Raw genomic sequence first — 12,134 nt, 5'->3', positions numbered from 1 at the left:
CGGGGTTGCGGACAGTGTCTGGTGGGTAGTTTGACTGGGGCGGTCTCCTCCCAAAGAGTAACGGAGGAGCACGAAGGTTAGCTAATCCTGGTCGGACATCAGGAGGTTAGTGCAATGGCATAAGCTAGCTTGACTGCGAGCGTGACGGCGCGAGCAGGTGCGAAAGCAGGTCATAGTGATCCGGTGGTTCTGAATGGAAGGGCCATCGCTCAACGGATAAAAGGTACTCCGGGGATAACAGGCTGATACCGCCCAAGAGTTCATATCGACGGCGGTGTTTGGCACCTCGATGTCGGCTCATCACATCCTGGGGCTGAAGTAGGTCCCAAGGGTATGGCTGTTCGCCATTTAAAGTGGTACGCGAGCTGGGTTTAGAACGTCGTGAGACAGTTCGGTCCCTATCTGCCGTGGGCGCTGGAGAATTGAGGGGGGCTGCTCCTAGTACGAGAGGACCGGAGTGGACGCATCACTGGTGTTCGGGTTGTCATGCCAATGGCACTGCCCGGTAGCTAAATGCGGAAGAGATAAGTGCTGAAAGCATCTAAGCACGAAACTTGCCCCGAGATGAGTTCTCCCTGAGACTTTAAGTCTCCTGAAGGAACGTTGAAGACGACGACGTTGATAGGCCGGGTGTGTAAGCGCAGCGATGCGTTGAGCTAACCGGTACTAATGAACCGTGAGGCTTAACCTTACAACGCCGAAGCTGTTTTGGCGGATTTGAGAGAAGATTTTCAGCTCTGATACAGATTACTCGATGCGTCCGTGAGACGTGTTGAAAACAGAATTTGCCTGGCGGCGATAGCGCGGTGGTCCCACCTGACCCCATGCCGAACTCAGAAGTGAAACGCCGTAGCGCCGATGGTAGTGTGGGGTCTCCCCATGTGAGAGTAGGGAACTGCCAGGCATCAAATTGCAGTAAGCCGGGGTGACAACCGGTGGTAATAAAGCGAAGAAATTCGGTGGAGCGGTAGTTCAGTCGGTTAGAATACCTGCCTGTCACGCAGGGGGTCGCGGGTTCGAGTCCCGTCCGTTCCGCCACTTATTAAGAGCCCTGAGCATTTGCTCAGGGCTTTTTTGTTTGATCTGTTCTCTATTATTGCTAATTCAGCAAAAATCCTCTGCATTAATCGCTCTTTTTCTCCTCCACACCATCAGCCATAATTTCATCCGTTAACCGAAATGAAGAAATAACGAGGAAAATCATGGTAATCCCTGCATTTGGTCTTGGCACCTTCCGTCTGAAAGATGATGTTGTTATCGCATCCGTAAAAACCGCGCTGGAGCTGGGCTATCGTGCTATCGACACCGCGCAAATCTATGACAACGAAGCCGCGGTGGGTCAGGCCATCGCCGAAAGCGGCGTGCCGCGTGATGAGCTGTTCATCACGACCAAAATCTGGATCGAAAACCTGAGCAAAGACAAACTCATCGCCAGCCTGAAAGAGAGCCTGCAGAAGCTTCGCACTGACTATGTTGATCTCACGCTGATCCACTGGCCGTCACCGAACGATGCGGTAGCTGTTGAAGAGTTTATGGCAGCCCTGATGGAAGCGAAGAAGCTGGGGCTGACCCGTCAGATCGGTATCTCCAACTTCACTATTCCACTGATGGAGCGCGCGATTGCCGCCGTTGGCGCTGAGAATATCGCGACTAACCAGATTGAGCTCTCGCCGTATCTGCAAAACCGTAAAGTGGTCGATTGGGCGCGTGAGCACGGCATCCATATCACCTCTTACATGACGCTGGCCTACGGTAAGGCGCTGAAAGATGAAGTGATTGCCCGCATCGCGGCGAAACATGGTGCGACCCCAGCGCAGGTTATTCTGGCATGGGCAATGGGCGAAGGCTATGCGGTTATCCCATCGTCCACCAAACGTGACAATCTGGCCAGCAACCTGAAAGCGCAGGATCTGCAGCTGGATGATGAAGATCGTAAAGCGATCGCCGCACTCGACTGCAACGATCGTCTGGTGAGTCCGGAAGGTCTGGCTCCACAGTGGGATTAATCTCCCGCTTTCGGCATGCCGTTCACCCTGCCGTCTGAGACCATATTACGACAGCTCCTTCGGGAGCTGTTTGACGTGCTCACTTAGAAAGTCAATAAATGCCCTGATGCGCGTGCTGACCGCCCGGTCGCTGTAGTACACCGCACTGAAGGGCATCTCCACCGGTAAGCGCTTATCGGCCAGTAGTTCGACAAACTCCCCACGGCCAATCTCTTTATCCACCATATAATCCGACAAACAGGCAATACCGTTACCGGTCAGACACAGTTGCTTGAGCGTTTCACCGCTATTGGAGGACACCGCCGATTCGATCTCTAACAGCTGACCATCGCAACAGGAGACCGGCCAGGTATTCAGCGATACCGGCTCGGTGAACCCGAGGCAGTGATGCTGTTTCAGATCGGACGGATGCTGCGGCATACCGTAGCGCGCGACATAGTCTGGTGAGGCGACGATCTTACGATAGCTGGTAAATAGCGGTCGGGCGCGCAGGCTGGAATCCGTTAAGGTCCCGGCCCGAATGGCCACATCCACTTTTCGTTCAATCAGGTTAATAAACGTCTCTGAAGAGACGAGCGACAGCGTCATTTCCGGGTAGCGCTCGCGAAATGGCTTCACCAGCGGCATGAGAAAATGCAGCATCACCGGCGTCGCGGCATCCACCCGCAGCAGGCCCCGCGGCGTTGTGCGCGTTTCCAGCAGGTCATTCTCTGCTGCCGCCATTTCCTGCAAGACCACCTGCATCCGGCGAAAATAGCGCTCGCCTTCCTCCGTCAGACTGAGCTGGCGGGTGGTCCGATTGAGCAGGCTTACGCCTAGCTTTGATTCCAGCTTCTTGACCGCCCGGCTGACGGCAGAGTTGGCCTGTCCGAGCTGCTCGGCCGCCCGGCTGAAACTTCCGCTTTCCACCACCGCCACAAAGATGGCGATCTCCTCTGATGTGGCTCTCATTATTGCACCTGTAGCAAAATTCTATTGATACTTTGATAGTTTTTGTTATTTATACAACCCTTCATACTACGTGTCATCTTAATCCTGATGCTACGGAGTAAATTATGCCACTGGCGCTATTTGCCTTAACTATCGGTGCCTTCGCAATTGGCACCACTGAATTTGTGATTGTCGGCCTGGTCCCGACTATCGCGCAACAACTCTCTATCTCTCTGCCTTCGGCGGGACTGCTGGTCTCTATCTACGCGCTGGGCGTGGCGATTGGCGCTCCGGTGCTAACGGCGTTAACGGGGCGTATGCCGCGTAAACAGCTGCTGCTGGCGTTGATGGTCCTGTTTACGGCGGGTAATGTGCTGGCCTGGCAGGCCCCGGGCTATGAAACGCTGATCCTGGCGCGATTGCTGACCGGTCTGGCACACGGCGTGTTCTTCTCTATTGGCTCGACAATCGCCACCAGCCTGGTGGCAAAAGAGAAAGCCGCCTCAGCTATCGCTATTATGTTCGGCGGCCTGACGGTCGCGCTCGTCACCGGGGTGCCGTTCGGGACTTTCATCGGTCAGCATTTTGGCTGGCGGGAAACGTTCCTCGCGGTATCGATTCTGGGCGTGATTGCGCTTATCAGCAGTCTGCTTCTGGTGCCGAATAATATTCCGGGCCGCGCCAGCGCCAGCCTGCGCGATCAGATGAAAGTCTTAACTCATCCTCGCCTGCTGATGATCTACGCCATTACCGCGCTGGGCTATGGCGGCGTATTTACCGCCTTTACTTTTCTTGCTCCGATGATGCAGGAGCTGGCCGGTTTCAGTCCGTCTGCGGTTAGCTGGATCCTGTTGGGCTACGGTGTCTCGGTCGCTATTGGCAATGTGTGGGGAGGCAAACTGGCCGATAAGCATGGCGCCGTCTCCGCGCTGAAGTTTATCTTCGCCGCGCTGGTTGTGCTGCTGCTGGTCTTCCAGTTGACCGCCAGCATCCACTATGCTGCGCTGGCAACGGTGCTGGTAATGGGTATTTTCGCCTTCGGCAACGTGCCGGGTCTGCAGGTATACGTGGTGCAAAAAGCCGAACAGTATACGCCTGGCGCCGTCGACGTCGCTTCCGGCCTGAATATTGCCGCCTTCAATATTGGTATTGCGCTGGGGTCCATCGTCGGCGGGCAGACGGTTGAACGGTATGGTCTGGCGCAGACGCCGTGGATTGGTGCGGTGATTGTGCTGGTCGCCCTGCTGTTGGTGATGCTGAGCGGTCGTTTAGATAAATCGCCGCGCCGTTCGACAGCGGTTTCTCTCGAAGGCTAGGGTTTATCGCAAATTGCATTGAAAGTGGATGGGAAAATCCCTATAACAGAAGAACCAGTCGTTGTTGGGCTGGTTTCTGTTATTGAGGATTGATGCCCAAATTGCGAAAGAATACCTATGCCATGCGCTACGTCGCCGGACAACCTGCGGAGAGGATATTGCCTCCGGGGGCGTTTGCGGGCGTCAGTCCGGTTTATCCTGCCGGCACGCCGTTAAGCAGCGATGAAAAGATCCGCGTGCTGGTATGGAATATCTTCAAGCAGCAGCGCGCAGAGTGGCAGTCGGTCCTCAAAAATTTCGGCAAAGATGCGCATTTGGTCCTGTTGCAGGAGGCGCAAACCACCCCAGAACTGGTCAGGTTCGCGACTTCAAACTATCTGGCCGCCGATCAGGTGCCGGCGCTGGTATTGCCGCAGCATCCTTCCGGCGTGATGACGCTGGCCTCCGCTCACCCCATCTATTGCTGTCCGCTGCGCGAGCGCGAGCCTATTTTGCGATTGCCGAAATCGGCGTTAGTGACCGTTTATCCGCTGCCCGATGCGCGGCTGCTGATGGTGGTCAACATCCATGCGGTCAACTTTAGCCTTGGCGTCGATGTCTACAGCAAGCAGTTGCTGCCGATCGGCGATCAGATCGCCCATCACAGCGGGCCGGTGATTATGGCCGGGGACTTCAATGCCTGGAGCCGGCCGCGAATGAACGCGCTGTACCGCTTTGCGCGTGAGATGTCGTTACGCGAAGTTCGTTTCTCTGACGATCAGCGCCGCCGTGCGTTTGGTCGTCCGCTCGATTTTGTGTTCTATCGTGGGTTAAGCGTGCACGATGCTTCCGTGCTGGTGACCCGCGCCTCCGATCACAACCCGCTACTAGTCGAATTCAGTCCCGGCAAGCCTGATTAATTTAAGGTATGTCAGGCCTGCCATCGGGCAGGTCTGCGTTCAGCACGATGCTGCCCTAAATTACTCACACAACCGAAGGACAACACAATGACAACACGCTCTCACCATGACAACGTCGAAAAGCAGTTCGGCTCCCAGGCCAGCGCCTATTTGACCAGCGCCGTGCACGCCTCCGGGCGCGATCTGCAGCGGCTGGCTGAACGGCTGGCCGATTTCGCTCAGGCGAAAGTGCTGGATATGGGCTGCGGGGCAGGGCACGCCAGCTTTACCGCGGCGGGACAGGTTGCCGAGGTGACCGCCTATGATTTATCAAGCCAGATGCTGGAAGTGGTTACCGCGGCGGCAAAAGAGAAAGGCTTTAGCAATATCGTGACCCAGCAGGGGTACGCTGAAACGCTGCCGTTCGCTGATGCCAGCTTTGATGTGGTGATTAGCCGCTACTCCGCGCACCACTGGCATGATGTCGGCCAGGCGCTGCGTGAGGTGAAACGTGTTCTCAAGCCGGGCGGGGTGATGATCATAATGGACGTGATGACGCCGGGTCATCCGGTACGTGATGTCTGGTTGCAGACCGTGGAAGCGCTGCGCGATACCTCGCACGTGCGTAATTATTCCAGCGGCGAGTGGCTGGCGCTGGCCAATGACGCAGGCCTGGTGATTAATCATTTATCGACAGATCGCCTGCCGCTGGAGTTCAGCTCATGGGTGGCGCGGATGCGCACCCCAGAGGCGCTGGTAGAAGCGATTCGCTTATATCAGCAGAGCGCTTCGGCGGAGGTCAAAGCCTACTTCGAATTACAGCAGGACGGGTCGTTTACCAGCGATACCATCCTGTTCGAAGCGCATAAAGCGGTTTAATACGGGCAACAAAAAAGGCACCGGGGGAAGTCGGTGCCTTTTTATCGAACCCTGACGTATCAGGACTCTGGTCGATCGCTGTTTTTCACAAACAGCGTTAGCTGATCGCCAGGCCGCAGATTGTCGGTATCGCTGTTCCAGCGCATCACGTCGCGAATATTAACACCGTGACGCTTGGCGATGCTCGACAGCGAATCACCTTTGCGAACACGATAGGTGATGCTATCGCTGTTGTTCGCCAGGCGCTGTGCGCTGCTACCTGCGCCGACAACCAGACTCTGCCCGACTTTTAACCCTGAACCGCGCAGATTGTTCCACTGCTGCAAATCCCGGGTCGTGACGCCGAGACGCGAAGCAATCCCGGAAATCGTGTCGCCAGAGCGTACCTTATAGCTACGGCTGGTCAGCGGCGTATTGTCCGCGAGCTGCGTTGGCTGCACGGCGGCAATGTCGCCAGAGGCCAGCGATTCACGCAGCTGAGCGGCGTGCTTCTGCGGCACCATGACGTACTTTGGCCCACTCGCGCCCAGCGTTGACCCCTTTACGCCAGCGTTGAAGGTTTTCAGTTTGCTGACCGGCATTCCTGCCATGTCCGCGAGCTGAGAAATATCAACCGGGCTGTCGAGGCGAACGCGCGCCAGCGCACGGCTTTCATCGGCCGTAGGCAGCTTTACGCCGTAACGCTTGCTGTTTTTGAGAATGTCGCTCAACGCCAGCATTTTCGGTACGTAGATTTTCGTTTCATGCGGCAGAGACAGCGACCAGAAATCGGTGGGTTTACCACGCGAACGGTTCGCTTTTACTGCTTTCATGACCCGACCTTCGCCGCTGTTATAGGCTGCGACCGTTAATAACCAGTCGCCGTCGAACATTTTGTTCAGACGTTGCATCATGTCCAGCGCCGCGGTAGTAGATGCGACGACGTCACGACGCGCATCGTAACTGCGGGTCTGTTTTAAACCATAATTGCGCCCTGTGCTCGGAATGATCTGCCAAATGCCTGCGGCATTGGCGCCAGACGTCGCGTGTGGGTCAAAAGCGCTCTCCACTATGGGTAGTAATACCAGTTCCATTGGCATGTTACGTTTCTTAACCTGCCCGGCTATCCAGTACATATACGGCTCTGCCCGTAAAGTTACATCGTGGAGATAGCTCTTATTTCTTAAGTACTTCTGTTTCTGTTCGCGAATCCGGGGATTATCCGGTATTCCCATCTTTAGCTCGTCGCCTATGGAAGTCCACAGATCCTGGTCTTGCGCGTAGAAGGTTCCATCATCTAACCAGCGCGCTTGACTTGTGAACTTACCTGCTTCCCCTTGACCAGCCGCAGAAAGGCTCTGTGCTCGCTGTTCGACGGTGCCATCGTGCTTAGACGCCTGGCACCCCACCAGCAGGACAGAGGCGAGTAATATCGCTCGTGCCTTCATGTGTGTGTCAATAGTTGCTTAAAAGACGACCAAGGATAACGGCGAAGTTGGCCGATGACAAGAATTAAATATCAGAAGTCGTCTTTCTTTGACCTTAACCATGCAAATCGCGCCACAGAGTGTTGCAAATTTGTTTCTTGGTTAATTTTATCAATTAAATCAATATCATTTACGCGTAAAAATAAATTTATACGACGCTCATTTTTCAGAGTTACGGGTAGTGTTTTTTGTTTTTTTGCACGTAACTCATTAACTTTATGATAGTAATCGTTTATGTCCCTATCATCTGGCAGGATACTCAATGCAAACTTCATATTCGCTAACGTATATTCATGTGCGCAACATATGAGGGTTTCTTCAGGAAGGGCGTTAATTTTCATAAATGATTGATACATCTGCTCTGCAGTACCTTCGAAGAGCCTTCCGCAGCCGCCGGAGAACATTGTGTCGCCACAGAACAGATAAGGTTCGCTGTAGTAACAGATATGTCCTAATGTGTGACCTGGCGTAGAGAAAATGGAAAAATCGTGCCCGAGAATTGACAGCCGATCGCCATCGCCTACCACCTGAGTGACTCCCTTATCCTGGGTTTCCGCCGGCCCGTAAACCACTATAGAAGGGAATTTTTCACGTAATTGTTTTACGCCGCCGACGTGATCCTGATGGTGATGGGTTAGTAAAATGGCTTCGGGCTGCCATTGGTTTTCCTCAATGGCCGCCAGAACCGGCGCGGCTTCTCCTGGGTCAACGATGATGCAGCGGCCGTTATTCTCACTGAGAACCCAGATGTAGTTGTCCTGAAACGCGGGAATACTGATAAGATTCATAAATTACCTCTAAAGCGTAGCGGAAGGTGGCAATGAAGCCGGCAAGGATACCTCACACAGTGACAGCGCCTGAGCATTGGTCCAGTATGCCGTGGGGCGAATACTATCGCGAAACGCTGGAGCAGCAGATGAAACCGTGGCTGGCTAAATTATATGGCTTTCATCTGCTTAAGATTGGCAATCTGAGCGCGGAAATCAATACTGAAGCTTGCGCCATCTCGCACCAGGTCAATGTCTCGCTGGCAGGAAATCCGATGCAGGTTCGGGCCGATCCGCTGCATTTACCCTTTGCCGAAAAGTCCGTCGACGCCTGCCTGCTGGCGCACACCCTGCCGTGGTGTAGCGATCCGCATCGTCTGCTGCGGGAAGCCGATCGTGTACTGATCGATGATGGCTGGATGATCCTGACCGGGTTTAATCCGGTCAGCCTGATGGGGTTGCGTAAGCTGGTGCCGCTCCTGCGCAACGGTACGCCTTATAATAGCCGTATGTTTACGCTGATGCGCCAGCTGGACTGGCTGTCGCTACTCAACTTTGAAGTGCTGCACTATGGGCGTTATCAGGTTTTACCCTGGTCGCGCCACGGCGGCAAACTGCTGAGCACACATCTGCCAGCGCTGGGCTGTTTGCAATTGATTGTCGCCCGCAAACGGACCATTCCGCTGACGCTCAATCCGATGAAATCCGGTAAAGCGAAAACCCAGCTGCGGCCGGCAGTCGGCGCCACCCGGCAGTGGCGCAAGGGGCAGAATTAGCTCTCCGGCTGGTAGCCGATGTCGTCCTGAGTGGGATGGGAGGCCGCCGCGCGGGCCAGCTCGTCGCAGCGTTCGTTTTCTGGATGGCCGGCGTGGCCCTTCACCCACTCCCATTTGATCTTATGCTGGCCAAGCGCAGCATCCAGCCGCTGCCAGAGGTCGACATTCTTTACCGGTTTTTTCTCTGCCGTTTTCCAGCCGCGCTTTTTCCAGTTGTGGATCCACTGGGTGATCCCCTGGCGGACATACTGGCTGTCGGTGCTGAGCACCACCTCACAATGCTCTTTTAACGCCTCGAGAGCGACGATTGCCGCCATCAGTTCCATGCGGTTATTGGTGGTCAGACGGTAGCCGGCGCTAAAGGTTTTTTCGTGCTGGCGGTAGCGCATGATGGCGCCGTAACCGCCGGGTCCTGGATTTCCCAGGCAAGAGCCGTCGGTGAAAATTTCTACCTGTTTGAGCATCTCTGGTAGACTTCCTGTAATTGAAATCGATTTGTAAACGATAAGTCTGACATAAATGACCGCTATGAGCACTGCAATTACGCGCCAGATTGTTCTCGATACCGAAACCACCGGTATGAACCAGATCGGGGCGCACTACGAAGGACACAAGATTATCGAGATCGGCGCCGTGGAGGTGATCAACCGCCGCCTGACCGGTAACAATTTCCATGTCTATCTGAAGCCCGATCGGCTGGTGGATCCTGAAGCATTCGGCGTGCACGGGATCGCCGATGAGTTCCTGCTGGACAAACCCACCTTTGCCGACGTGGCTGATGAGTTTATGGATTACATCCGCGGCGCGGAGCTGGTGATCCATAACGCCTCGTTCGATATCGGCTTTATGGATTATGAGTTCGGTAAGCTGAACCGCGGCATTGGAAAAACCGAGACCTTTTGTAAAATCACCGACAGCCTGGCGCTGGCGCGGAAAATGTTCCCCGGCAAGCGCAACAGTCTGGATGCGTTATGTTCGCGCTACGAAATAGATAACAGCAAGCGTACGCTGCACGGGGCATTACTCGATGCCCAGATCCTTGCCGATGTCTATTTGATGATGACCGGCGGCCAGACTTCGATGGCGTTCTCTATGGAAGGCGAAAGCCAGCAGCAGGCGGGAGAGATGGGCATTCAGCGCGTCGTCCGCGCCGCCAGCCAGTTACGGGTAGTTTATGCCTCTGATGAAGAACTGGTGAACCATGAATCCCGCCTCGATCTGGTACAAAAGAAAGGCGGAAGCTGCCTGTGGCGTGCCTGATAACCACTAAAATGGATTAAAAGTAGGCGGTTGGGCGATTTTTGCAGCAAACGATTCAAAACGGTAGAAAAAGCGTTGACGGGGTAGAGGGGAATCCGTAATATTCGCCTCGTTCCCAACGGAACAACAACGCGGAGCGGTAGTTCAGTCGGTTAGAATACCTGCCTGTCACGCAGGGGGTCGCGGGTTCGAGTCCCGTCCGTTCCGCCACTATTCAGAAAGCCTGAATCAGCAATGATTCAGGCTTTCGTCGTTTTCGTCGCCGAATTTCAGCGCGCCTCTTGTTCCTCCTGCATACACTGCATGAATACCCGCATCGCCGGACTGATTGCTTTCCCGGCGTGATGGGCGCAGAGCGCATGGATCGTCAGCGGCGTCTCGCTGAACGGCAGCTCGACCAGCGTCCCGCGTTTGAGTTCCTCCTCTACCGCAAAGCGCGGCAGGAAGCTCACCCCCAGATTGCCCGCCACGCACTGCTTGATGCTTTCAATACTCCACAGTTCGATGGTGTTCTCCATGGTAATGCCGCGCTGGCGCAGGGTACTTTCAAAAATCTGCCGGAACACGCACTGGGGTTCGTTGATGATAAAACTCAATGGGATATGCTGCCGCGGGCGCAGGAAGTCGACCGGCGCCTGATCGACTGACGCGACCAGCGCCAGCGGCTGCGGGCCAAGTTCCATCATGGTGAGCGCATCATCGTTGCCAACCCGGTAAAACACCCCCAGGTCGACTTCGTCAGCGAGCAGCGCATCACGGATGCTGTAGCAATTGAGCGACTGTAGTGACAGGCGGACCTTCGGGGCGCGTTGCTTAAAACGCTGCAGCACCGGCGGCATTTTGTACGCCAGCAGGGTTTCACCAGTGGCGACGCGAAGTTCGCCGCCGGGTTCATCGTCCTGGCGCGCCGCCTGGCGAATCGACGCCATCACTTTGGTCAGATCGTAGACGTGCGGCAGGACATTTTTACCGGCGGCGGTGAGACACATCCGTCGGCCAATTTTCTCAAAAAGCGGGATAGCAAGCTCCTGCTCAAGCTGCTGGATATGAAAGGTTACGGTGGACTGGGTGCAGCACAGTTTCTGCGAGGCGCGCAGAAAGGATCCTTCTTCGACAACCGTTTTGAAGGTGATAAAGCGTCGCAGATCCATATTTCCTCTTTATATCGACATTCTCGAATTCAGAATGAAAAAACATTCATTTTTTTAAATTATCAGCTTCGGGTACTGTCTGCCAGTCAAGAGGAGAAAACACGTGACACCTACCCTGATTAGCGCCTTTTTAACTTACACCCTGATCACCGCCCTGACGCCCGGGCCGAATAATATTCTGGCGCTGAGCAGCGTCACCGCGCACGGCTTTCGACGGAGCATGCGGGTTCTGGCCGGCATGAGCCTGGGGTTTGTGATCATCATGCTGATTTGTGCCGGGCTGACGTTCACTCTCGTTACCCTGGATGAGGGGATAACCTCCCTGCTACGCTGGGTCGGCGCAGGGTATATCCTGTGGCTGGCCTGGCACATTGCCCGCAGCGACCCGGCCAGCGGTGGGCAGGAGGAGCGGCCTGTCAGCTTCTGGGCCAGCCTGGGGCTGCAGTTTGTGAATGTAAAAATTATCCTGTACGGCATCACGGCCCTGTCGACCTTTGTTCTGCCAGTGACTCGCGAGCCATTCTGGCTGGTGATGATAAGCCTGTTGCTATCAGTAATAGGCGTTGCCGGCAATCTTTGCTGGGCGCTGGCCGGTCATCTGTTTCAGCCGGTGTTCGAACGCCATGGAAGAGGGTTAAATCTGCTGCTGGCGCTGCTGCTGGTCTGGTGCGCGGTACGAATGTTTATGGAATGAATTAAGGGAGC

The 12,134-nt window shown here is 55.1% G+C and carries 12 protein-coding genes, 2 tRNA genes and 2 rRNA genes; 11 read left to right on the top strand and 5 right to left on the bottom strand.

The window, feature by feature from the left end:
* The 4 genes from FHW76_RS09565 to dkgB form a co-directional block, all read left to right on the top strand.
* A 23S ribosomal RNA gene (locus FHW76_RS09565) occupies positions 1-691 on the top strand; the annotation flags it as partial.
* A 97-nt stretch (positions 692-788) separates the two neighbouring features.
* Positions 789-904: ribosomal RNA gene (gene rrf / locus FHW76_RS09560) — 5S ribosomal RNA — on the top strand.
* A gap of 57 nt (positions 905-961) precedes the next feature.
* A tRNA-Asp gene (locus tag FHW76_RS09555) sits at positions 962-1,038 on the top strand.
* 164 nt (positions 1,039-1,202) lie between these two features.
* A complete protein-coding gene (dkgB, locus tag FHW76_RS09550) occupies positions 1,203-2,006 on the top strand; it encodes a 2,5-didehydrogluconate reductase DkgB (protein WP_047665881.1) in 804 nt (267 codons plus the stop codon).
* Positions 2,007-2,051: 45 nt separating this feature from the next.
* Here dkgB and yafC read toward each other — a convergent pair whose 3' ends face one another.
* On the bottom strand, positions 2,052-2,957 hold the full coding sequence (yafC, locus tag FHW76_RS09545; protein WP_012968896.1) for a DNA-binding transcriptional regulator YafC: 906 nt from the start codon (positions 2,955-2,957) through the stop codon (positions 2,052-2,054).
* 104 nt (positions 2,958-3,061) lie between these two features.
* On the opposite strand from yafC, the gene FHW76_RS09540 reads away from it, so the two are divergent.
* The 3 genes from FHW76_RS09540 (at position 3,062) to FHW76_RS09530 (ending at position 6,009) form a co-directional block, all read left to right on the top strand.
* Positions 3,062-4,252, top strand: coding sequence for an MFS transporter (locus FHW76_RS09540; protein ID WP_008805250.1), 1,191 nt, complete (start codon positions 3,062-3,064; stop codon positions 4,250-4,252).
* A gap of 101 nt (positions 4,253-4,353) precedes the next feature.
* Positions 4,354-5,151, top strand: coding sequence for an endonuclease/exonuclease/phosphatase family protein (locus FHW76_RS09535; RefSeq protein ID WP_002889629.1), 798 nt, complete (start codon positions 4,354-4,356; stop codon positions 5,149-5,151).
* 87 nt (positions 5,152-5,238) lie between these two features.
* Positions 5,239-6,009, top strand: coding sequence for a class I SAM-dependent methyltransferase (locus FHW76_RS09530; RefSeq protein WP_183476568.1), 771 nt, complete (start codon positions 5,239-5,241; stop codon positions 6,007-6,009).
* 59 nt (positions 6,010-6,068) lie between these two features.
* Here the strand turns inward: FHW76_RS09530 and mltD are convergent, their stop codons facing one another.
* Entirely contained in the window at positions 6,069-7,436 is a 1,368-nt protein-coding gene (mltD, locus tag FHW76_RS09525) for a murein transglycosylase D (RefSeq protein ID WP_008805252.1), read from the bottom strand.
* Between the two features lie 71 nt (positions 7,437-7,507).
* Entirely contained in the window at positions 7,508-8,263 is a 756-nt protein-coding gene (gene gloB, locus FHW76_RS09520; RefSeq protein ID WP_008805253.1) for a hydroxyacylglutathione hydrolase, read from the bottom strand.
* A gap of 32 nt (positions 8,264-8,295) precedes the next feature.
* On the opposite strand from gloB, the gene FHW76_RS09515 reads away from it, so the two are divergent.
* Complete coding sequence (locus FHW76_RS09515; protein WP_012968892.1) at positions 8,296-9,018, top strand: class I SAM-dependent methyltransferase; 723 nt, start codon at positions 8,296-8,298, stop codon at positions 9,016-9,018.
* On the opposite strand, the gene rnhA is transcribed toward FHW76_RS09515, so the two are convergent.
* Positions 9,015-9,482: a ribonuclease HI gene (rnhA, locus tag FHW76_RS09510; RefSeq protein ID WP_004204620.1), complete on the bottom strand. Its 468-nt coding sequence runs from the start codon at positions 9,480-9,482 to the stop codon at positions 9,015-9,017. The genes FHW76_RS09515 and rnhA overlap by 4 nt on opposite strands.
* Positions 9,483-9,546: 64 nt before the next feature.
* Here rnhA and dnaQ point away from each other — a divergent pair, with 64 nt between their 5' ends.
* On the top strand, positions 9,547-10,278 hold the full coding sequence (gene dnaQ, locus FHW76_RS09505; RefSeq protein WP_004204621.1) for a DNA polymerase III subunit epsilon: 732 nt from the start codon (positions 9,547-9,549) through the stop codon (positions 10,276-10,278).
* A gap of 133 nt (positions 10,279-10,411) precedes the next feature.
* Positions 10,412-10,488 (top strand) — tRNA-Asp (locus tag FHW76_RS09500).
* A 59-nt stretch (positions 10,489-10,547) separates the two neighbouring features.
* Here FHW76_RS09500 and FHW76_RS09495 read toward each other — a convergent pair.
* Positions 10,548-11,429, bottom strand: a complete 882-nt coding sequence (locus FHW76_RS09495) for a LysR family transcriptional regulator (RefSeq protein ID WP_012968890.1) — start codon at positions 11,427-11,429, stop codon at positions 10,548-10,550.
* A gap of 103 nt (positions 11,430-11,532) precedes the next feature.
* On the opposite strand from FHW76_RS09495, the gene eamB reads away from it, so the two are divergent.
* Complete coding sequence (gene eamB / locus FHW76_RS09490) at positions 11,533-12,123, top strand: cysteine/O-acetylserine transporter (protein ID WP_004204623.1); 591 nt, start codon at positions 11,533-11,535, stop codon at positions 12,121-12,123.
* Positions 12,124-12,134: the final 11 nt, after the last annotated feature.

The organism is Klebsiella sp. RC2 (genome assembly GCF_014192815.1).
Classification (GTDB): Bacteria; Pseudomonadota; Gammaproteobacteria; order Enterobacterales; family Enterobacteriaceae; genus Klebsiella; species Klebsiella variicola.
The sequence above is the reverse complement of the archived record's forward strand: the minus strand, read 5'-3'. Positions and strand labels throughout refer to the sequence as shown.